Consider the following 20,865-nt stretch of genomic DNA (forward strand, 5'->3'; position numbering starts at 1 on the left):
TACTATCAAAAAAGTAATCCTTATGAAGATATTTTTTACAATAGCTTTTTTACTTGTGTGCATTTGGGCAGAGGCTCAAACTGTTACCAATCCTGTTGTGGGCAATAACCCACCTCCAAGAAATAAACGTGAAGCCAGAAAGCAAGCCAAAGCTCTCAAAAGACAAGGAAGAGCTAATATTGCAGAAGGGAAAACTGACAAACAAAGAGCTAAAGACCTGAATGGCAGACAAAAGCGATTAGAAAAACGTGAAGCTCGTTTGCAAATAAAACAAGGGCGTTTACAGAAAAAACAAGCCCGACATCTACGCAGAAAGCATAGATAAGTTTTTTCCTTTATTTTGAGTAATATTCTATTTTGAAAAAGATAGAATATTTTTTTATAAAATTCAGCTGTTTTTAATAAACGAAATAAAGTCTATTAGAAGTTTCTCTTATCTACTTGTAAAATGGCACCATTTTGGTTATAGGTTTGCTATTCTCAAACTTTATATCATGAAAACATTTCTTATTATCAACCTGATGGTTCTGAGTATCTGGACGCAAGCTCAAACCTCTATGACTAACCCTGTCAGAAACAATTCTAAAAGGGAAGCTAAACAGCAAGTCCAAACACCCAAAAAACAAGATAAAGTTACGAATGAAGACGTCAAAACTTTGAGTCGTAAGCAACGACGCATGGAACGCAAAGATAATCGTTTACAAGTCAGAAAGGGACGTTTGCAGAAAAAACAAGCCATTGTAAAACTCAAACAAGCTCGTCTAAAGAGAAAAGAGACTCGTTTGCTGAGAAAACAAGCCCGTTTGGAAAAAAAAGAAGCCCGACAATTACGTAGAAGAAACCGATAAATCTTTCTGTGTTTTTAAGCAATATTCTATTTTGAAAAAGATAGAATATTTTTTTATGTCAAAAAATATCTATTTTTACTTGATGATTTTATATTTTTACCAATAACAATTCCGTATTCTCGATTCTTATATCTCATGTCTTTTGTCTAAAAAACCTTAAAATATGTGTGGAATTACTGGCGTATTAGCCTTCAACGAAGTGGGTCGTTTTTCAATGATAAATCTCCCAAGTGCAACAGATGCACTTTCCAAACGAGGACCTGACTGGAGTGATACATACCTCTCGTTTATGGTAGGTTTGGGGCATAGAAGACTTTCTATTATTGACACTTCGGATGCTGGTAATCAGCCTATTTCTGACCATACAGGCAGATATACCATTGTTTTTAATGGAGAAATTTATAATTTTAAACATTTACGAACACAACTCGAAGAAAAAGGTGTTCAGTTTCGTTCTCATACCGATACTGAGGTACTTTTATATGCTTATATTCATTGGGGAGCATACTCTTTAGAGCTGTTGCATGGTTTTTTTGCTTTTGCTATTTACGATAAAGAAGAAAACAGCCTTTTTGTAGCCAGAGACCGTTTTGGTATCAAGCCATTATTGTATTATGTGGATGAAGACAGATTTTTGTTTGCCTCCGAAATGAAATCTATCATTCAGTATGGAATTGAAAAGGAAATTAACCCAACAAGTCTTCGTAATTATTTGCATCTCAATTACATACCTGCACCTGACACCATTTTCAAAAATATTTATAAACTTTTACCAGGGCATTATTTAAAGGTAAAAGATGGAAAAGTAGAGAAAGAATGTTTTTATGAAATTCCTAAAAATTATGAAGAACATCCTACACAACTGAGTTATCAGGCTCAACAAGAACATTTATTGGATTTGATGCAAAAATCAGTTCAGAAACGTCTTGTAGCTGATGTTCCTTTGGGTGCTTTTTTGAGTGGTGGTGTGGATTCATCGGTAGTTGTAGCTCTTGCCAGCCGAGATGTAGAACAACTGGAAACCTTTTCTATTGGTTATCACGATAATCCATTTTTTGATGAAACTCATTATGCCGAAATAGTTGCCAAACATTTCAACACCAAACATACAACTTTCAAACTTTCGCAAAAAGATGTCTATGATGTACTTTTCAAAGTATTGGATTACATAGATGAGCCTTTTGCTGATTCATCTGCTTTGCCCGTTTATATTTTGAGCCAATATGTGAAAAAGCATGTTACTGTTGCTCTTTCGGGTGATGGAGCAGATGAAATGCTGGGAGGTTATAACAAACATTGGGGCGAATACAAACTTCGTCAGGGAGGTGTAGCTACAAGCCTAGTCAAAATGCTTTTGCCTCTTTGGAAAAGTCTTCCTCAATCGAGAAATGGAGGATTTTCAAATAAAGTACGCCAGTTGGTTCGTTTTGCAGAAGGTAGTAAACTTAGCCCACAAGAACGTTATTGGGCTTGGGCTGGCTTTACCAAAAATGAGGAAGTAGAAAGTTTATTACACCCTAAATACCGAAATCAAGATTTAGAGCAGTATAAAGAAACCAAACAAAATTTACTCAAACATCTTAAAGACAGTAGTTTAGAAGGCATGAACGAGTTTTTTTATACTGATATGCAACTCGTTCTACCCAACGATATGCTTGTGAAAGTGGATTGGATGTCAATGGCAAATGGTCTGGAAGTTCGTGTTCCTTTTTTAGACCATGATGTTGTCAATTTTATTTTCTCGCTTCCTGTTTCCTCGAAAATAGACAAAGGTATTCGTAAACGAATTGTTCAAGATACATTTAGAGATGTTTTACCCAAAGAAATTTATAACAGACCCAAACATGGTTTTGAAGTTCCCTTGCTCAATTGGCTTCAAACTGATTTACGTTCTCTGATTGAAAATGATTTATTGCAAGATAGATTCATTGAAGAACAAGGTATTTTTGATGTAAACGAAATAAAAAAACTTAAAAATCAGTTATTTTCACAAAATCCGATGGATGTACATGCCCGTATCTGGGGGCTTGTGGTGTTTCAGTATTGGTGGAAAAAATATTTAGGAAAAAAGTAATATGACAACTAAAAATAGATTTGCAGCAATGGCGAGGGCTTTTTTAGGTGGTTGTATCGGCTTACACGATTTCTATTTGGGTAGAAATTTCAGAGGGTCTATCAAAATTATAGCTCTTATATGTTTTGGCTTAGGATTTGGCTTAAAAGCTATCAAAAATCCTAAAACACTTCTTTTTATTCCATCTGTAATGCTTTTTTCTAACTTGGCTTCTGGTTTAAAATTATTATCCATTCGCCAAGAAGATTTTGATTTTAAATACAATCCACATTTATTTACAAAAATAGATAAAAAAGCTAACAAGACTGACATTACTGTAGCAGACGAAATCCTCAAACTCAATGAGCTTTTTGAAAAAGGTTTGATTACCTTTGAAGAGTTTGAAAAACGTAAAAAGAAATTGCTAAATTGATACGTTTTCTATAAATAGTTCTATTTTTCAAATTTTTATTCTTTAAAAACTCAAAAAGCATAGTAAAAATTATGTTTTTTGAGTTTTTTTTCCCATATTTAAGTTTGATGTGTTCTTTCATTCAGATTGGTTTCTTTAAGCATCGGTTCTACTTTTGCCACTCCAAACCTTTGTTTATTGAATCTTTCCCATCTTATGTTTCATCTTACCCCCAAGCCCATGAATGTACACATTACAGCTTCTGGAAGCTATATTCCAACAGAACGTATTACCAACGAAAATTTTGCTCAACATACTTTCTTAAATGAAGAAGGTAATCCTTTGCCTCTTTCCAATGAGGTAATTGCCCAAAAATTATTTGAAATTACAGGAATAGAAGAAAGACGATATGTACAAGATAATTTATCAGCTTCAGATATTGGTTTTTTAGCAGCTCAAAAAGCTTTAGAAAGCTCACAAACAGACCCCGAAACACTTGATTACATTATTTTAGCACATAATTTTGGAGATGTAAAGTCAGGAACTATCCAAGCAGATGCTGTGCCGAGTTTGGCAAGCAGAGTAAAATATTTACTCAAAATTAAAAACCCTAAATGTGTTGCTTACGATATTCTATTTGGTTGCCCTGGGTGGATAGAGGGTACTATTCAGGCATCAGCATTTATCAAAGCTGGTATCGCAAAAAAATGTATGGTCATTGGTACTGAAACACTTTCGAGAGTAGTAGATCCACATGATAGAGATTGCATGATTTACTCAGATGGAGCTGGAGCTACCATCATAGAAGGCTCTGACAAACAAGGAGGTATCTTAGCTCACGAATCTGCTTCGTTTACCTACAACGAATTGCATTATTTGTACTTTGGCAAATCTTATAATAAAGACCTGCCTGACACTACTCGCTATATCAAGATGCATGGCAGAAAAATCTATGAGTTTGCTTTAAAGCATGTTCCTCAAGCCATGAAAGATTGTTTAGAAAAAGGTAATATTCCTATTGAGAAGGTAAAAAAAATCCTTATTCATCAAGCCAATGCAAAAATGGATGAAGCGATTTTAACCCACTTTTTCAAATTGTATAATATGAAACCTCCTGTGGGTATCATGCCCATGAATATCCAAATGCTTGGCAATTCCAGCGTAGCTACTATTCCCACATTATACGACCAAATCAAAAAAGGTAATCTCGAAAACCAATCATTAGAAGAAGGTGATATTGTGCTATTTGCATCAGTTGGTGCAGGCATGAATATCAATGCTTTTGTGTATCAGTGTTAAGTTTTTTGAGAAAAAGAGATAAGATAAAAGAGTAAGGATTATTTATTTTACTATGTAGTACTATTTTTTCATACCAAATATAGTGAGGTATCTAACTTTCTCTTTTCGAAGTTTATAACCCAGTTCAGTAAAGCTAATTCCAAATCTCTATCATCAAGTTTTTAATTTGGGTTTGTAATTACAAATCATGAACAATATGAAGTATTAGAATAAATTCTTTACTCCCAATTAGGAATATTATCAGGGTCACATATATATTGAATGTTTTTAGTATTCCAGTTCTCTTTTTTACTTTTTACAATCAAATCCATTGCCCTCTTAGATTTATAAATAGAATCTCCTTCATTTATTTTATCCCAATGTGTAGGATATTCATACCCCCTGTAGAAATTTAAATGAATGTTTTGTTCATAGTTTTTTACTATAACTGTGGCAATACCATGATTTTTTTTATCAAAATATTTTTTTTGCTACAACACCTTGAATTTCAATCATAAAAATCTCTTTTTTTTCAATATCAGTAGGGCATTTAATAAACCAATTTCCCGAAATTATGATATATCCAAGAATAACGCTTGATAGTAATAATAGAACCTTTTTCATATTTTTAATTTATTATTTTTTTGGTTTTCTTCAAGCCATATGAAGTGTTTTCACTTCATATATTTTTTATTTCTTCCTCCAAATTTCTTTCCATGCTTCTGTCAAGAAGCCTACTCCGTAGGCTGTTAGTTGCACGCATACAGCCCCTACACTCATCACTGATACTTTCAGGCTTTTGGTTTGAATCAGGGCATCTATCCAAATGACCATAAAGTAAAAAGCCAGAGAGCCAGTCATCAGTAGCCCCAGAAACGGATGTATTAGAAATCCGATGGGGCTTGCTAATGCATACAATACAAAAGCAGCAGGAAAACAATGCACCAATTTCAGTTCTTTTGGAAAAAAACGCCAAATATTGATTCTCCCTCGTCCAAAAAAGTGAAGTTGTTTGTAAAACTGTTTGAAGCTTGTTCTGCGTTTATGATACACATACGCATTGGGTATGAAGCCTATTTTAAAACCATTTTGTTCTATTCGGATACTAAACTCAATATCTTCACCCATTCTGGTAATTTTGTAACCTTTGGTTTTTTCATAAACAGCTCTTGAAATACCCATATTAAAACTACGTGGTCTGAATTTCTCTGCCGATTTGGTATTGCCACGTATGCCCCCAGTTGAAAAAAGTGAAGTCATAGCATAGCTAATAGCCTTTTGTGTATCTGTAAAGCTTTCGTGAGCTTTGTCTGCACCACCAAAGGCATCTAAAGGTGTTTTTTCGAGAAAATCGTACACTGTTTGTAGATAATGAGGTGGTACAAGAGCATCCGAATCAAATACAATTAAATAATCGCCTTTGGCTATCTCAAAACCTGTATTTCTAGCAAAACCCTGCCCTGCATTTTCTTTATAGAAATAAGTCAAATCGAACTGATTTTTGTATTTTTCAGCAATTTGGTCTGCTTTATTTTTAGAGCCATCTTCAATCACAACCACCTCAAAACGCATTTTGTTTGTGTCAAAAATTTGTTTGGTAAGCGATTCTAAAAGCTCATCTAACTCATCAGGACGGTTATATACAGGAATGATAAGAGAAAAAAACATACTAAATAGTTATGAATTATAAGTGATAAATAATGATTACTTCATTATATTCGCAATGACAAAATTAATAATTGTCTAAAGTCTTGTATCTAGAATCTATTTTAGTGTCTGATTTTAGGTAATTTTAAAGTACTGACTCCCCCTCCTTTCTTTTCAACTTTTATTTGCAGTTTTACACGCTCTTTTAAGGCATCCACATGCGAAATGATGCCAATGGTCTTGCCTGTATTTTGAAGGGCTTCAAGGGCATCTATTGCCATGTCTAAGGTATTGGGGTCGAGAGTTCCAAAACCTTCATCAATAAATAAAGAATCTATCTTTACATTCTTACTTGCCAAGTCCGAAAGCCCTAAAGCAAGTGCCAAACTCACCAAAAAGCTTTCCCCACCCGAAAGGCTCTCCACAGGTCTAATGGCATCAGCTTGCTCTCTATCAATAATTTCAAGCTCAAGAGCTTGTTCTTCAATCTTTTTGGTATTTTCTAAGGCTTCTGCTTTTCTGATAATATAACGTCTGTTCAAACGGCTTAAATGAATGTTGGCAAGCCCTACCAAACGTTGTAAAGTGAGACTTTGAGCAAACTCAGAGAACTTTTTTCCATCACTTGAGCCAATAATTTTATCCAATTTTTTCCAACGTTCACAAATTTCTGTCTGTTTAATAATTAAAGTTTCTTGGTCTTGATACTTTTTACTATTGATTTCTTGAGTTTTCAGTTGCTGATTTATCTCTCCAAGTTTCTGGTTTTTAGCAGATTGCTTTTGTTTTAAAATTTCCATTTCTTGTTTAAGGGAATTTTCAGAAATACCTTCTGCAAGTCCTTCTAAAAGTTCTTTAGATTGCTTTTGCTTACTTTCCAAAACAGAGTTTACTTCAATAGTATTTCTCAGCAAACGATTTTGTTCTTGTTTATAGGCTTCTTGTATCTCTTGGCTCAGTATTTTACTTTCAACATCTTCTCTACTAGCAAAACCCTGTTGCTGAATAATTGGCTTCAATACTCGCCACAGCTCATCAGATTCTTTCTGTTTTGTATCTTTAATTTTCAAGGTGTTTTCTAGTATCAAATTAGTCTTATGAAGCTCATTTTGCAGTTGCTGAAATTCTAAAAATGCTCTTTTCTCTTGTGTTTCAATCTCATCAAATGTATTTTTAATTTCTTTTAAAATTACTTGAGAGCTTTTTCCATCGAAAAAACTTTGTTTTTGAGCTTCTAATGCATCTACCTCTTGTTTGAATGCTTCATTTTGAGATTTTTGAACCCAAATTTCCTGTTCTTTTTCAACTAGTTTTAGTTGTTTTTCCAGTTTTCTGAACGTATTTTCTAAATTTTTATAATTTTCCAGTTCTTGTTTACATTGTTGCATCAAAGCCTGCAATTCCAAAATTATATTAGGAATACTCTCAATTACAATGTTTTGCTTTTCAAATTCTTGAAAAACACTCTTAATTTTAACATTTATTTGTTGAATATTTTTCTCTCGATTGTCTAAAGTGTTTGCAAGCACTTGTGTTTGATTTTGACGTTCCTGACGTTCTAAATCTTGCAATTGTGATTTCGCCAAATCCAAGCGTTTTTCATCATCAGAAAGCATATTTTGAGGTGGATGTGTAATGTATGGATGATGGGTAGCTCCACACAAAGGGCAATTTTCGCCTTCTTTAAGTGCATTTCTCTCTATTTCATAGTTTTTTATCAGAATTGCCTGCCTGATAAGCCTTTCCAAATCTAAAATAGTTTGTTTTGTTGTCTCTATTGTAGTTTTAATTCTCTGTAAATCTTGTTCTGATTGTAAAAAAGCTTCTTTTTCACGTTCAAAGGTTTCTTTTTCTATACTTAATTCTTCCTCAAAATTCTTAATATTTTGACTCCTTAATTCTAATTCTTTGAATAAAAGATATTTTGATTGAGCTTCTTCAAACTTTGTTTGCCAAAGTTCTTTTTTATTAATTTTAAGGTTTTCAATAACTTCTTTGAGTTGCTTTTGGGTGCTTTTCAAGTTCTCTTCACACTTTTCCACAGACTTTGCAGGCTCATATTCAAACTCTTGCTGAATTTCCGTAAGGAGATGTTTGTAATTTTCTTTCAGTTTAAAAAATTTATTTTCCTCATTTTCAAATGTTTTATTTTTTTCAATGAGCATAACTTCTAAAGGAATCAGCTCTTCCTGAATTATTGTCTCCTGCTTTTGTTTGAAAGCGAGATAGTTTTCTAACTCTTGTTTTTGATTTTCATAAATTTGCTGATAACTGACAAATTGCGTTTGAAGTTCAGTTTGCTGATTTTCTAAACTTTCTTGTTCACTCTCAGCACTTTTGATTTCTTTTCCTAATTTTTGAAGAGCCTGCCATTCACTCTGAAAAACATGCGTCTTCTCATGCCAAAAAAGTGCCTCTGCTTTGGTTTCAAATGCTTTTTCTTCAGATTCTAATACTTTCAAACGCTCTTGGTATTCCAAAATCTCTTTTTCAAGCCTTTTGAGCATTTCTAAATTTTGAAGTTGGGGCGTAATGGCTTTGAGGTTGTTTTCTATCTCTACAAGTTCATTTTTAAGCTTTAAATCTTCATTTTTTATTTGTTCGAGTTCAGGAGCAGAAAAAAGGCTAATTTCCTGAATTTTATTTTTGAGATTTTCGAGTTGCTTTTTTTCATGTTCATTGCGTTGGTGAGCTTGTTTCGAGATTTCTCTGTAAATATCCGTCCCTGTCATTTTTTCGAGTAATTCGGCTCTTTCAGCAGGCTTAGACCTCAAGAATTTTGTAAAATCACCTTGAGCCAGCATCACCGAACGCAAAAACTGTTCATAGTCTAATTTGGTAAGTTCTTCTACCTTTTTGAGTACACTACTTTTCTTGCTTTCATTATCTTCTTGATTATCTAAATTTTGAAAAAACATAGCAGGTGTTTTAACTTTGTTTTCCAAAGCTATTTTTCCTCTAAACGATCTATCTGTATCCCAGCGAGAGGAATATCTTTTTCCGTTCACCTCAAAAGTTACCTCTGCGTAGCAATCAGTGGTATTTCGGCTCATAATATTTTCTGCAAGTCCTTCCGAAGTTTCGTTACCATGTCGGGTGGTTCGGCTGTATAAAGCCAGCGTAATGGCATCCAAAATGCTCGTTTTTCCTGAACCTGTATCACCTGTAATCAGAAACAAGCCATTATCAGCAAAATAAGGTTTTGTAAAATCTATTTCGTGTTCTCCTTGCAGAGATTGTATATTTTTAAGCTTAATTTTTAAGATTTTCATGGAGTAACTATCAAGGCTCTATACAAAAAGTAAAATTCTATCTACATTCTATACAAATTTCACAAAAAAAACTTATATTCCCATTGTTTAAACAGAATAAGATTATGATAAACCTTAAGGAAGAGTGTCTATTTTTAATACACGAAAATAGGGTTTTAGAAGCCCAATCATTAGCATTTCAAGAATTTGGGAGTTTAACACAAGCCAAAGAATTTATAGATAATTTATTAAAAGATCTTGAAAATTTGAAGAATCCCTCAAATTTATCACATCAAGAACATTCTAGTTTCCCCCTTCAAGAAGTGCTTGATTTACTTGGACAAGGTCAGAAACTTGTTGCAGTGAAATTAATTAAGGAATCTACCACTTTAGGACTAAAAGAATCTAAAGATTTGGCAGACCTTTTATATGAAAACTTAGGTTCTGAAGCTATTTTAGAGCAAGTTTTAACACCTTTTTTGCCCTTTTTTGAGAAAAAACAGGAAATTATTCCTCAACAAGCCTCTCAAAATACTGAATTTGGCACAAAAGTTTCTGTGGATACCATTTTAGATTTAATCAGTAAAGGTAAAAAAATTGACGCTGTAAAATTAGTTAGAGATACAGATGGTTTGGGGCTTAAAGAAAGTAAAGATATTGTGGAAGCTATTCAGGCTAAATATTATAAATATTAAAATCTATATTTTTTTCACTCATTTAAACCTATTGACAGTAAATGAGTCTTATTTTCAAGATTAACTATGAACATCCAAATACAACATATTTTTTATCTGATAACAAAAAATTAAGTCATTATGAAATCAACTCTTAAAACTTTAGTCATTTTGGGTATGACCACTACCATTTTTTCTTGTAAAAAGAATGATGACACAACTCCCAGTACAAATAACAATGTACCTGCTGTGTATAGTAAAATTTATGGTGCTACAAGTATCACCTCAGATGGAACTTATATTATTATCAAAACCAATGGCACACCAGACCACAAAAGTGTATATTATGCCAATGGAAACAGCCTTTACGAAAATTTTAGTGGAACAACTTTTGGAGGTGTTACTTTTGCCAAAAACCCCAATAGCATTGCTACTCAAAATTATACCTTCAAAATTCCTATCAATCCAACTGTTTCCTCCACTCACCCTGCCACACCCTTAGGAGCTATTGGTGTTGCTTTAAATGGAGTACCTTTTTATAATCAGTATGCAGGACCTAATCAGCCTCTTACCAATGAAATAACCAGTTTTGACCAATACTGGGGACATCCACAACAATCAGGAGGCTATCATTACCATGTTGAACCTATTTATTTGACTGGTGTAAAAGCTTCTAAATCTTCTTTATTAGGTTTTCTTTTGGATGGATTTCCTGTATATGGTCCAGAAGAAAATGGTGTTGCTGTTACTGGCTTAGATGCTTATCATGGACATACACATGCCACTACAGAATATCCAAATGGGATTTATCATTACCATATCACTAGTACAGACCCTTACATCAATGGCAATGGATTTTATGGTACGCCTGGTACTGTTACGCAATAAAATATTCATTATTTTTTTATTTTTTCTTTGGGTTCAGTGTACTACCTCTGAACCCAAAGCCGAAAAAGCTCTCAAAATACCTGCTCATCTCATTTCTAATAAAAACGGATTGGCATATTATGAAAATACGCCTTTTTCAGGAACAACCTACACTTTATTCCCTAATCAAAAAGATACTTCTGAAATATTTTATTATTTAGAGGGTAAAGAGCATGGTATTTGGAAAAAATTTTATGCAAACAAACAAATACGAGAAAAAAGAGAATTTAAAGATGGAAAAAAAGTAGGAACTCTTTTCAAGTGGTGGGAAAACGGAAAAATGCAAATGCAATATGTATTTGAAGACGATGAATATCAGGGTACCTGTAAAGAATGGAATGATACTGGAATGCTTATAAAAGAAATGAATTATGCAAAAGGACACGAAGAAGGTTCTCAAAAATGGTGGTATGATAACGGTAAAATCAAGTCGAATTATATCATCAAAAATGGCAGGCGTTTTGGTTTATTAGGAACAAAAAATTGTATCAATGTTACAGACAGCATTTTTAAGAAATAGTATTTTGGGGGCATGTTTCATCCTTTTGGGTTGTAATAATACTCAAAATGAAAATACAACAAGCGAACTTCCTTATTACAATACTCCAGATTTTACACCAATTTTTGTAAACAACTCTAGTGATTTAAAGCAAAAAATCACGCATTCTATTACATCATTTTCCTTCAAGAACCAACATGGGAAAACTGTTACTGAAAAAGATATTGAAGGGAAAATTCATGTAGCCAATTTTATATTTACAAGTTGTGGAACGATATGCCCCACTATGACTCGCCATATGAAAAAGGTTCAGAAAGAATTTATCAATGACAAAAATGTAGCAATACTTTCCTATAGCGTAACACCTTGGATTGATAGCATTGCCCGCCTGAAACGCTATGCAGAAGATAATGAAATCAAAGCAAATAACTGGCACCTGCTTACAGGCAGTCAATCAGAGATTTATACACTTGCTCGAAAGTCTTATTTTGCTGAAGAAGATTTGGGTTTTACCAAAGACAGTACTGAGTTTCTACATACAGAACATATGATTCTTGTGGATAGAAATAAACGTATCAGAGGTATTTATAATGGTACACTGGCTTTGGAAACTGAACAACTCATCAAAGACATGAAAATTCTTCTCAAAGAATAGATTCTAAATTATCCATTTTCTTCAAAGCCCTGTATCAATTGCCTGAAAAGAGGTAAAAGGTCATCATCAATTTCTTTAGCAACATAATTTTCTTTCTTACAACGCTCTAAAAACACCTCTTCAACAGAAAGTTCGCTTAGATTTTGATGTTCATAGATTTTTGCCCAATCGTCTCTGCTAGAGTGTACGCTCAAAGCAATACTTCTAATAATTTGTATTTTAGGATTTTGGGCAGCAGCTTCTTCAATAATCGCTTTGGCATGTGGGTTGTACTTTTCAAGGCGAACAAGCACCTCAACCCATGTTTCTTGTTCTGTTTCAAAGTTTTTAATAGCCTTACAAACTTGCTCCAAAGTTCCTTCAAAACGAATCAGGCGTTTATGCACAGTTTGCGGAACAAGTATTTTTTTAATAAATTTAATCTCTGATTTTTCAAATTCAATCAGCAACACCGATTTTTCGTCTTTGCGTTCACTAAAGCTCAAAGGAATCGGAGAACCTGAATAACGGATATGATCTTTGCCTCCTACCTTCTGTGAACGATGCAAATGCCCCAAAGCTACATAATGAAACGTTTCAGGAAAGGCTTCAGCAGGTATTTTTCCTAAATTTCCGATATAAATATTTTTCTCGCCCTCCGATGTTTCTTCTTCTTCGGAGTGTCTGCCTCCTTGTGCAAATAAATGCCCCATTGCAATAAGCGGTACTTGTAAATTTGGATAGCCTCGTTCTTCTACTATTTTTGCAAGCTCCTGATAATGAAGTGTAATAGAGTCTAAAATATGCTTTTCTCGTTCTGCTTGGCTCAGACTTGCTTTGTTATAGTTAATATCTTTATCTCTTAAAAACGGCACTGCACAAACTACAGCCTCTATATTTCCATTTTTATCTTTTATCTCCACTATTTCATCTTCAAGGTTATCAGTTGCTCCACCAATAATATGAAGTTTCATAAATTTCAACAAATCTTTTGGAGCATTGAGGCTATAAATAGAATCGTGATTTCCTCCTGTAATGATAGCATGTTGGCAGGGCGTTTCCTGAAGAAATTTTGCCAAAAAATTATAATATTGTTCTATTGCTCGATTGGGTGGGTTACCAATATCAAAAATATCTCCTGAAATAAGCAATAAGTCCACAGATTGCTCTCTAATGGTCGTCAGTAGCCAGTCTAAAAATGCCTGATGTTCATCATAACGTTCCTTGTCATGGAATTTCTGCCCCAAATGCCAATCTGCTGTGTGTAAAACCTTCATAATGCTGAAAATATCTTGACAAATTTAAGTATTTTCGTCTAAGTTCTCTAAATAATCATCAAACTCTTCTCTAAACCTTATTGAACTATTTTTCAAATGAACCCATGCCTTTGAGTTAAGAATAATTTCATCTGCTTCTTGAATAGATAATTTTAAATTATCTACCAAAACCATCACACAATTTATTGGATTTGCTCCTTCTTCCTTTAGTATCCATAGTGTTTCTTCAATTGTTTTCTTATTCTCCCTATGATTTTGGATGAATAACTCTGTATATTTTCTATTTTCAAAGATTTTCATTTTATATTTCTAAGAAGCGTTATTCAAAAACTTAAATATCTCTTCAGCAAGCCAAGGATAATATTCATTGGAAAAGTGGATATTATCAGGTAAAATATCAGAAAGTTTCTTTCTTTCTTTGATGGTTCGTTTCAAAATAGCATTGTGTAAATCGAAGTATAAAACTTTTTGTTCTTTAGCAATGGCTTCAAGAACAGGAATATAAGCTTTTACCATATTACTTTTGTTCGTGTTAATGGGTGTTGGGCTTAAAATAACGACCAATGCTCCATCTTTTTTTACAGATTTTACAAGTTCTGTCATTTTCTTCTTGAAATAAACTTCTGTAAAATCACTGTACGCATCATTGATACCAAAATCTAACAATACTACATCAGGCTTTTGGTTTAATACCAATTCTGTTGCTTTGTTGGTGGCTTGGTCACTTCGCCAACCACTATGACCTTCATTGACTACTGAAATTTTTTGATTTTTATACTTTTTGACAAGTAAATCTTCTAAAGTTTGTGGATAAGGATGATAAGGAGCGTTTTTCACATCTTCAAAGCCATAGGTAATGCTATCTCCATAACATACAATTTTTACTTCTTTCCCCGATTTCATGGTGTTTCGGAGCTCCGTAAGATTGGTAGGTTTTGTAGATAATAGCATCATCAGTCCACACAATAGAAGTATTTGTAACATAAGTATTTAATTTTTTTAACAGAAACCTCATAGGTTTTTATCAGAATGAATAATTCTTATTTGTTGATAGGTTTTTGGTTCTGTGTCATTTTTTTGATTGGTACAATGCAATTCTGTTTCCTTCTGTATCTTCAAATTCTGCAACAAGTCCAATTCCATTGTCTGTTTTAGGATATAACATTTTTCCACCATTTGAAGTTGCTAATTTCAATGTTTCATCGATGTTTTCTGTGTTGAAATAAATCACTACTCCATTCTTTGTAGGTTTATAAATTTCACCTTTTGCCAATGCACCCGAAATACCTGATTTTTTCTCAGCAAACGGAAATAATGCCATTTCATTATTATCAATGGTTTCTTTGTTAAAGTCAAAGGTGAATACTTCTTTATAAAACTTCATTGCTCTTTCAATGTTGTAAACAGGTATTTCAAAATAAACAACAGGATTAGTTTTTTTTACCATAATATTTTTTACAGTTTTTGAATTATCATCACAAGAGGTTAGCAGTTGAGCAAAAAGTCCCAAAATGGTCACTACTAATATATTTTTAATTTGTTTCATTCTTTGTTTCTATTTTTCAAGCTCAGATTCATTTCAAAGTAGCAAAATTATTTGGTAGGCGGACGATACGGTTGAAATGGCATTTTAAGCAGGCTATCCAGTTGAGCATTTTCTTGCAGATTAGGGTGAGTATCTAAGCCATAAACAAGTTCTTGAGTATCTTTTACTGCTGCAAATGTTCCAAAAACTCTATCCCAAATGGCAAAAATATTACCATAATTGGTATCTGTAAGTGGGCGGGCTTCATGATGATGCACTTTGTGCATATTGGGTGATACAATTAGAAAGCTAACAATTTTATCGAGCCAAACAGGCAAACTAATATTGGCATGATTGAACTGCGAAAGCACTACCGAAATACTCTGATACATCATCACAAGCCACATGGGTGCACCCATCACAAGTACAGCAATTGTCGTAAAAACAGCTCTGAATACACTCTCACCAGGGTGGTGTCTATTGGCAGTTGTGGTATCTACATGGTTATCGGAATGGTGTACCAAATGAAACTGCCACATCCATTTTACTTTGTGTTGCATCCAGTGAATAAAATACGCTCCTATCAAATCAAGTCCCATGAGTCCTACAAGCATCATGACCCACAAAGGCATTTCTATCATTTGCAGAAGCCCCACACCATTAGCCACAGCCCAATCGCTGGTTTTAAGAATGAGAATAGCAAAACCAAAATTGATAACAATTGTAGTTACAGTAAAGAAAATATTAGTTCCTGCATGTTTCCATTTACCATACTGCATTCTAAAGAGTGGAATGATACTTTCTATCATCCAAAAAAATACAAGCCCTCCTACTAAAATAGCTGCTCTGTGTGAACTCGGAATGCTTGTAAAATAGTTTATAATTGCATCCATTTTTCAAATACGTTAAAACCTTATAGGTTTATTGTTATAAATATTTGTTAATCAATATACAGTTATAAATATCACTTAAAAACCTATAAGGTTTGTGTTGTGTAAGTTTTTGTTCAATTCCTAAATTTAGCATTTTTTTCAAGAAAAAAATAATAGTTATGTTTTTTAGCCGTTTAAGTTAGAAAACCAACATTTGTATGAAAAGTTTACTGCTCTCTTTTGCTTTTTTTAGTTTCTGTACAGTTGTTTTTGCTCAAAATAATAAAGCAGCACAAACAGAAGTTCGTAAAACCGTTGACGCCCTTTTTGATGCCATGCGAAAAGGTGATAGCACAGCCCTAAGAAAAGTGTTTCATTCTTCTGCAAGGCTTCAAACTACATTTTTTAACAAAGAAAAAAAGCCCATGCTAGTAACAGACAATATTGATAATTTTGTAAAATCTGTGGGGACACCTCATCCTGAAATCTATGATGAAAAACTCTTGAGCTACGACATCAAAGTGGATGATAATTTAGCAACTGTTTGGACTGAATATGAGTTTTATGTAGGTACAAAATTTAGTCATTGTGGAGTGAACGCTTTTCAGTTAGCCAAAACCGAAGCTGGCTGGCAGATTATCCAAATTACTGACACTCGTAGAAAAGAAGGGTGTAAGAAAAAGTAAGAATATAATCATTAGAAGGGAAATCAGCTTTCCCTTTTTTTATTTTATCAATAAAAGCTCTTATTTTGTACATTAAAAAACCCTGTTTTCTATCAATTTTAATATTGGCTTACTTAAAAAATTAAAACTTCACATCATAAATATTTCCATGTATGGATGAAAAGCATTTCTTAAAAACAATATTTAATGAGCAGAATTTTAAAAAAGAAGATTTAGAAAACATTTTATCTCAATACCAAAAAGTCGCATTTGCTAAAAACGATTTTTTAATACAAGAAGGCATAACCGCAAATTTTTACTATTTTATGGAAAGTGGCTTTGCTAGATCTTATGTAATAGATTTAGAAGGTAATGATATAAGTACCAAGTTTTTCAGTTCTTCTGATATTGTGATAGATTGGCACTCTTATTTTTTAAAAACAAAATGTAGAGAAAACATTCAGGCTATAACACCTTGTATTGCTTGGAAAATTAGTTTTGAAAATTTCATGAAGCTTTTTAGTATAGAAGCTTTTAGAGAAGTTGGTCGTACACGGTTAGTTAATAATTATTTTGAATTAAAAAATCATTCTATTTCTATTATTGCCGACCCTGCAAAGGAAAGATACTTAAACCTTTTGAAATCAAAACCTGATATTATAAAAAATGTACCTTTAAAACAAATTGCTACATATTTAGGTATTACAGATACATCATTAAGTAGAATCAGAAAAGAAATAACAGACCATAAATGAATACCTTGACTCAATACTTTGTTCCTCAATGGATTTCAATAGCCTTCCTCATTGCAATTCCTTTACCTTTTATTCTGATTGCAATATTGATTCGCAAAGAAGCTGAAAGAATAAAACATACATTGGCTTTTCCACTAATAGTTGCTTTTTTTATATTATACTTAACATACATTTCTTTCGCCAGTTTAAATGGATGGTTTAATGAGGTTTCTCTTCCTCCTAAAGTACTTTTATTTACTACTTTTCCATACGCCCTTTTTCTTTTTGGAGTCTTGTTAAATACTAAAACATACCAAAATATTATTGAAAATGTACTTTTAGAAAATCTTATTCAACTACATATATTCCGTTTGATAGGCGTATTCTTTGTCTTACTTGCCATACACGATGCTTTACCTAAACCATTTGCATTCATTGCTGGATTTGGTGATATCCTTACTGCCATTAGTAGCATTTTTGTAGTAAAGGCTATTCAAAATAAAAGAAGTTATGCCAAAAAGCTCACTTTTTATTGGAATATTTTTGGTACTGTTGATATTCTATTTACTGCCATTGCAGCAAATATTTTAACAAAAATATCCATAGATACTAACGCTATGGGTGTTGATACATTGGCTGTATTTCCTTTTTGTATTATCCCTGCATTTGCACCTCCTACTATTTTATTTATCCATTGGGCTATTTTCAAAAAAATTAAAAATTTTTCTGTATAAAAGCTTTTTCTTGTCCTATGACAAGATTGTATAAATAAAAGAATTCAATCTTTGTATCATTCATTAACACATTAAATGGTTTTCAAATGGTACAGAAAAAAGAATTTATGTTATTGTTTCGCTATGAGCCAAATAATGACCAACAGCTGACAGAATCTCAAATAAATGAAATGCATCAACAATGGGGTGCTTTCATTGGAAACATCGCAATTCAAGAAAAACTAGTAAGTACTTATCAACTTGGTTTTGAAGGTGTACAAGTTTTTTCTAACAAATCTGTGAATGAGGGTTTTCATATTTCAGACAAACAAGTACTTGGAGGCAATATGGTAGTTAGAGCCATCAGTATTCATGAAGCTGTAGAAATGGCAAAGGACTGCCCTATTTTATTAATGGGTGGAACTGTTGAAATCAGAGATATCCAACCTATGTAAGCTATTCATAAACAACTTAAATTTAACGTAAAACAAATAAAAACATGACAAATACAGTAATCATAATAGCTATTGCACTTGTTGCATTCATAGGCTTTGGTTTATATAAAGCTAGTGGACTTACCAATATTCAAATCATTAAGTCAGTTACCATCAGAGGCTCAAAAGAAAATATATTTGATATGGTAAGGTATCTAAAAAACTTCCCTAAATGGTCTCCTTTTTTGGCTCAAGACCCAAACCAAAAATACGAAGTAAAAGGAATTGACGGTTCTGTTGGTGCTCAATATCATTGGGAAGGCAACAAAGGTAAAGATTTAGGTTATCAAGAAATTGTAAAAATTGAAGATTACAAGTTTGTAGGAATGAGATGTGACATACAAAAACCATTTGTAGCCAAACCATCCTTTGACTATTATTTCACGGAAACAGTGAATGGTATTGAGGTAAAACAGGATTTTAAACTCAAATCAGGTCTGATTGATGCATTTTTCATGTGGCTTTTTGGTGCTAAATCAGGAATGGAGAAAACAAATCAACAGGGTTTAGATTTATTAAAAAAAGCAGTAGAGAAGTAGATAATATGAGTATATAAATTTCGTCAGTTTAATAATTTTATATTAACCATTTTTTGCTTCTTTATAATTTCCTTTCGGTTTGTTGAATATCATAAGAAAAGATGTTAATGTTAACTTAATTGTAGACATTAACATCTTTTTATTGAGACTTTTATAAATATCAAAAAACGACTATATTGTATATCATTTTTCAAATTCAAACTATTCCTAAAACTATCAACTATCTCTTGGTCAGTCTTTTTGACCAAGCCAACTCTTTGTGGTTGGTATGTTACCACAAAAGGTTTGTACTGCTGTTAGATGTTGTTATTTTCCAAAGTTATTTATGAAGGTTTTCTTTTAGTTCTTTTCAAAGTGTTTCTATATTTCCAAATCTCAAAGTTTTTATAGTTTTTAATTTTTCAAATTCTTTTTTGGGATAATTATCATCACAAAGAAATCTTTCAAGATATTGAAGTTTGAGCAATGAATCGAATGATTTTTGTTTCATTTGCACATGTGCTAAAGTTAGATATTTTAATTGTTGCAAAGAACTCATAAATTCGATATTGTCAATTTTTTGAGCAGTTGTAATACTTCCATCTATTCCTAAACCTTCTAATTGTGTAAGTTTTCCAATTACTGAAAAATCAGTAATGTGATTCAGTTGTTCAGTTTCAAGTGTTATTAAATTTTTCATTTCACCCAAAACATTGATATCTTCTATTTTACTTGAACTACCAATATGTAAGTGTTTTAAATTTTTTAATTTATTGATATTATTGATAGATTCTATTCCACTCCATTTAATCCAAAGTCCTTCTAGATTTTCCATTTCACAAATACTGTCAAAAATTTTTTGAGACACTCTTGATGGAAGCCAAAGATATTTAACCTCTTTTAAATCAGGAAGTTTAACACACCAACTTTCAATTAACTTTTTTGATTGGGTTGCAGTTAATTTTCTCTTTATTGGGTTATGTTCAAGTTGTGTAATTAAAAGTCTTAATTTTTCATTAGGTTTATAATCTTCAAGAAAAGTGGTTATCTCAATATTAAAATCATTATATTCTTCAGTATTCCAAAATCCGTTTTTGATAATGTCCTCATTCATTTTCGTTTCGTTTTTTTATAATTTCAACTCTGACTTCTAAATAGACGTAATATATATGTTTTTTTAAAAAAATCTATATCATTTTATGTCAGGTGAATAACACTTGACATGGCTTAAAAGCTTATAGTCTATTTATTAAATTTGTTTTTCAATTCTTTTATCAGGAATTAACCACATTAGTGCTATCGCAAAAAAAATCATAATTGAAATTACTGGAAGCCAAAATGCCATAATTATAGAAAAAGTATAGCCAATTAATGAAATATTTCCTTTAAAATCTTTACCCACAGCTACTGCCAAAGTAGAATTATTATCACCATTGGCATGAATTAAAGTTCTAACTAGTATAGAGTAAGATGCTCCACTTAATAGCAATATAATAGCCATAAATATAACTGGATTTTTTGCAAAGTGAGTTTCGCCCATCCATGCTGTTGCAAAAGGCTGTAAAGAAAGCATAAATAACAAACAACCATTAGCTAACATCACCTTGCCATTTATTTTATGAATACTATGAAATAAATGATGGTGATTATTCCAATAGATTAAAACCATTACAAAACTAAGTACATAACTCAAAAACTTAGGATACAAATGAAATAAACTTTTCCATTCGCTACTTTCTGGCACTTTCAGTTCAAGTACCATAATGGTTACTATAATAGCTAGTACACCATCGCTAAAAGCTTCTAGTCTGTTTTTTACCATTATTTAAAAATCGTTGTGTGAA

General features: G+C 32.5%; 23 protein-coding genes. 14 read left to right on the plus strand and 9 right to left on the minus strand.

The annotated features are described in order from the left end of the window. The first annotated feature begins 22 nt into the window (after positions 1 to 22). The 5 genes from AD998_15835 (at position 23) to AD998_15855 (ending at position 4,612) form a co-directional block, all read left to right on the plus strand. Entirely contained in the window at positions 23 to 325 is a 303-nt protein-coding gene (locus tag AD998_15835) for a hypothetical protein (protein KOY87412.1), read from the plus strand. Positions 326 to 494: 169 nt separating this feature from the next. Further along, positions 495 to 848 (plus strand): hypothetical protein, encoded by a 354-nt coding sequence (locus tag AD998_15840; protein ID KOY87413.1) that lies wholly within the window; start codon positions 495 to 497, stop codon positions 846 to 848. 163 nt (positions 849 to 1,011) lie between these two features. Beyond that, positions 1,012 to 2,922 (plus strand): asparagine synthase, encoded by a 1,911-nt coding sequence (locus tag AD998_15845; GenBank protein ID KOY87414.1) that lies wholly within the window; start codon positions 1,012 to 1,014, stop codon positions 2,920 to 2,922. Between the two features lies 1 nt (position 2,923). Further along, positions 2,924 to 3,334: a hypothetical protein gene (locus tag AD998_15850; protein KOY87415.1), complete on the plus strand. Its 411-nt coding sequence runs from the start codon at positions 2,924 to 2,926 to the stop codon at positions 3,332 to 3,334. 219 nt (positions 3,335 to 3,553) lie between these two features. Next, complete coding sequence (locus tag AD998_15855) at positions 3,554 to 4,612, plus strand: 3-oxoacyl-ACP synthase (protein ID KOY88245.1); 1,059 nt, start codon at positions 3,554 to 3,556, stop codon at positions 4,610 to 4,612. Between the two features lie 669 nt (positions 4,613 to 5,281). Here the strand turns inward: AD998_15855 and AD998_15860 are convergent. Both AD998_15860 and AD998_15865 read right to left on the minus strand, forming a co-directional pair. Further along, on the minus strand, positions 5,282 to 6,259 hold the full coding sequence (locus AD998_15860; GenBank protein KOY87416.1) for a glycosyltransferase: 978 nt from the start codon (positions 6,257 to 6,259) through the stop codon (positions 5,282 to 5,284). A gap of 101 nt (positions 6,260 to 6,360) precedes the next feature. After that, a complete protein-coding gene (locus tag AD998_15865) occupies positions 6,361 to 9,510 on the minus strand; it encodes a hypothetical protein (GenBank protein KOY87417.1) in 3,150 nt (1,049 codons plus the stop codon). Positions 9,511 to 9,614: 104 nt separating this feature from the next. On the opposite strand from AD998_15865, the gene AD998_15870 reads away from it, so the two are divergent. The 4 genes from AD998_15870 (at position 9,615) to AD998_15885 (ending at position 12,244) form a co-directional block, all read left to right on the plus strand. Further along, complete coding sequence (locus AD998_15870) at positions 9,615 to 10,184, plus strand: hypothetical protein (protein KOY87418.1); 570 nt, start codon at positions 9,615 to 9,617, stop codon at positions 10,182 to 10,184. Positions 10,185 to 10,304: 120 nt separating this feature from the next. Continuing rightward, on the plus strand, positions 10,305 to 11,051 hold the full coding sequence (locus AD998_15875) for a hypothetical protein (protein ID KOY87419.1): 747 nt from the start codon (positions 10,305 to 10,307) through the stop codon (positions 11,049 to 11,051). A gap of 76 nt (positions 11,052 to 11,127) precedes the next feature. Beyond that, positions 11,128 to 11,610 (plus strand): hypothetical protein, encoded by a 483-nt coding sequence (locus AD998_15880; protein ID KOY88246.1) that lies wholly within the window; start codon positions 11,128 to 11,130, stop codon positions 11,608 to 11,610. Continuing rightward, positions 11,582 to 12,244: an electron transporter gene (locus tag AD998_15885; protein ID KOY87420.1), complete on the plus strand. Its 663-nt coding sequence runs from the start codon at positions 11,582 to 11,584 to the stop codon at positions 12,242 to 12,244. The genes AD998_15880 and AD998_15885 overlap by 29 nt, the downstream gene beginning before the upstream one ends. Before the next feature lie 8 nt (positions 12,245 to 12,252). Here the strand turns inward: AD998_15885 and AD998_15890 are convergent, their stop codons facing one another. The 5 genes from AD998_15890 to AD998_15910 form a co-directional block, all read right to left on the minus strand. Further along, positions 12,253 to 13,500: a hypothetical protein gene (locus AD998_15890; protein KOY87421.1), complete on the minus strand. Its 1,248-nt coding sequence runs from the start codon at positions 13,498 to 13,500 to the stop codon at positions 12,253 to 12,255. 24 nt (positions 13,501 to 13,524) lie between these two features. Continuing rightward, positions 13,525 to 13,800 carry a hypothetical protein gene (locus AD998_15895; GenBank protein ID KOY87422.1) on the minus strand — a complete coding sequence of 92 codons (276 nt, stop codon included), beginning with the start codon at positions 13,798 to 13,800 and terminating at the stop codon, positions 13,525 to 13,527. A 9-nt stretch (positions 13,801 to 13,809) separates the two neighbouring features. Further along, positions 13,810 to 14,403: a hypothetical protein gene (locus AD998_15900; GenBank protein KOY87423.1), complete on the minus strand. Its 594-nt coding sequence runs from the start codon at positions 14,401 to 14,403 to the stop codon at positions 13,810 to 13,812. Positions 14,404 to 14,569: 166 nt separating this feature from the next. After that, positions 14,570 to 14,947, minus strand: coding sequence for a glyoxalase (locus AD998_15905; protein KOY88247.1), 378 nt, complete (start codon positions 14,945 to 14,947; stop codon positions 14,570 to 14,572). A gap of 146 nt (positions 14,948 to 15,093) precedes the next feature. After that, positions 15,094 to 15,918 (minus strand): sterol desaturase, encoded by an 825-nt coding sequence (locus AD998_15910; GenBank protein ID KOY87424.1) that lies wholly within the window; start codon positions 15,916 to 15,918, stop codon positions 15,094 to 15,096. A gap of 197 nt (positions 15,919 to 16,115) precedes the next feature. Between AD998_15910 and AD998_15915 the strand changes: the two genes are divergently transcribed. The 5 genes from AD998_15915 to AD998_15935 all read left to right on the plus strand — a co-directional run bounded on the left by AD998_15915 (position 16,116) and on the right by AD998_15935 (position 19,042). Next, positions 16,116 to 16,583, plus strand: a complete 468-nt coding sequence (locus AD998_15915; GenBank protein KOY87425.1) for a hypothetical protein — start codon at positions 16,116 to 16,118, stop codon at positions 16,581 to 16,583. A gap of 152 nt (positions 16,584 to 16,735) precedes the next feature. Continuing rightward, positions 16,736 to 17,317, plus strand: a complete 582-nt coding sequence (locus AD998_15920; GenBank protein KOY87426.1) for a Crp/Fnr family transcriptional regulator — start codon at positions 16,736 to 16,738, stop codon at positions 17,315 to 17,317. After that, a complete protein-coding gene (locus AD998_15925; protein KOY87427.1) occupies positions 17,314 to 18,030 on the plus strand; it encodes a hypothetical protein in 717 nt (238 codons plus the stop codon). Before AD998_15920 ends, AD998_15925 begins: the two co-directional genes overlap by 4 nt. An 86-nt stretch (positions 18,031 to 18,116) precedes the next feature. Beyond that, complete coding sequence (locus AD998_15930) at positions 18,117 to 18,464, plus strand: hypothetical protein (GenBank protein KOY87428.1); 348 nt, start codon at positions 18,117 to 18,119, stop codon at positions 18,462 to 18,464. Positions 18,465 to 18,508: 44 nt separating this feature from the next. Next, positions 18,509 to 19,042, plus strand: coding sequence for a hypothetical protein (locus tag AD998_15935; GenBank protein KOY87429.1), 534 nt, complete (start codon positions 18,509 to 18,511; stop codon positions 19,040 to 19,042). Positions 19,043 to 19,391: 349 nt separating this feature from the next. Here the strand turns inward: AD998_15935 and AD998_15940 are convergent, their stop codons facing one another. Both AD998_15940 and AD998_15945 read right to left on the minus strand, forming a co-directional pair. Continuing rightward, positions 19,392 to 20,135, minus strand: a complete 744-nt coding sequence (locus AD998_15940) for a hypothetical protein (protein ID KOY87430.1) — start codon at positions 20,133 to 20,135, stop codon at positions 19,392 to 19,394. Positions 20,136 to 20,270: 135 nt separating this feature from the next. Then, positions 20,271 to 20,843 carry a hypothetical protein gene (locus AD998_15945; GenBank protein ID KOY87431.1) on the minus strand — a complete coding sequence of 191 codons (573 nt, stop codon included), beginning with the start codon at positions 20,841 to 20,843 and terminating at the stop codon, positions 20,271 to 20,273. Positions 20,844 to 20,865 lie beyond the last annotated feature (22 nt).

It is taken from the genome of bacterium 336/3, from assembly GCA_001281695.1.
GTDB lineage: Bacteria > Bacteroidota > Bacteroidia > Cytophagales > Thermonemataceae > Raineya.

Bases quoted from the DNA above. Each gene is read 5' to 3' on its own strand.
- AD998_15835 (KOY87412.1), top strand. From the start codon at position 23: ATGAAGATATTTTTTACAATAGCTTTTTTACTTGTGTGCATTTGGGCA.
- AD998_15840 (KOY87413.1), top strand. From the start codon at position 495: ATGAAAACATTTCTTATTATCAACCTGATGGTTCTGAGTATCTGGACG.
- AD998_15845 (KOY87414.1), top strand. From the start codon at position 1,012: ATGTGTGGAATTACTGGCGTATTAGCCTTCAACGAAGTGGGTCGTTTT.
- AD998_15850 (KOY87415.1), top strand. From the start codon at position 2,924: ATGACAACTAAAAATAGATTTGCAGCAATGGCGAGGGCTTTTTTAGGT.
- AD998_15855 (KOY88245.1), top strand. From the start codon at position 3,554: ATGAATGTACACATTACAGCTTCTGGAAGCTATATTCCAACAGAACGT.
- AD998_15860 (KOY87416.1), bottom strand. From the start codon at position 6,259: ATGTTTTTTTCTCTTATCATTCCTGTATATAACCGTCCTGATGAGTTA.
- AD998_15865 (KOY87417.1), bottom strand. From the start codon at position 9,510: ATGAAAATCTTAAAAATTAAGCTTAAAAATATACAATCTCTGCAAGGA.
- AD998_15870 (KOY87418.1), top strand. From the start codon at position 9,615: ATGATAAACCTTAAGGAAGAGTGTCTATTTTTAATACACGAAAATAGG.
- AD998_15875 (KOY87419.1), top strand. From the start codon at position 10,305: ATGAAATCAACTCTTAAAACTTTAGTCATTTTGGGTATGACCACTACC.
- AD998_15885 (KOY87420.1), top strand. From the start codon at position 11,582: ATGTTACAGACAGCATTTTTAAGAAATAGTATTTTGGGGGCATGTTTC.
- AD998_15890 (KOY87421.1), bottom strand. From the start codon at position 13,500: ATGAAGGTTTTACACACAGCAGATTGGCATTTGGGGCAGAAATTCCAT.
- AD998_15895 (KOY87422.1), bottom strand. From the start codon at position 13,800: ATGAAAATCTTTGAAAATAGAAAATATACAGAGTTATTCATCCAAAAT.
- AD998_15900 (KOY87423.1), bottom strand. From the start codon at position 14,403: ATGAAATCGGGGAAAGAAGTAAAAATTGTATGTTATGGAGATAGCATT.
- AD998_15905 (KOY88247.1), bottom strand. From the start codon at position 14,947: ATGGTAAAAAAAACTAATCCTGTTGTTTATTTTGAAATACCTGTTTAC.
- AD998_15910 (KOY87424.1), bottom strand. From the start codon at position 15,918: ATGGATGCAATTATAAACTATTTTACAAGCATTCCGAGTTCACACAGA.
- AD998_15915 (KOY87425.1), top strand. From the start codon at position 16,116: ATGAAAAGTTTACTGCTCTCTTTTGCTTTTTTTAGTTTCTGTACAGTT.
- AD998_15920 (KOY87426.1), top strand. From the start codon at position 16,736: ATGGATGAAAAGCATTTCTTAAAAACAATATTTAATGAGCAGAATTTT.
- AD998_15925 (KOY87427.1), top strand. From the start codon at position 17,314: ATGAATACCTTGACTCAATACTTTGTTCCTCAATGGATTTCAATAGCC.
- AD998_15930 (KOY87428.1), top strand. From the start codon at position 18,117: ATGGTACAGAAAAAAGAATTTATGTTATTGTTTCGCTATGAGCCAAAT.
- AD998_15935 (KOY87429.1), top strand. From the start codon at position 18,509: ATGACAAATACAGTAATCATAATAGCTATTGCACTTGTTGCATTCATA.
- AD998_15940 (KOY87430.1), bottom strand. From the start codon at position 20,135: ATGAATGAGGACATTATCAAAAACGGATTTTGGAATACTGAAGAATAT.
- AD998_15945 (KOY87431.1), bottom strand. From the start codon at position 20,843: ATGGTAAAAAACAGACTAGAAGCTTTTAGCGATGGTGTACTAGCTATT.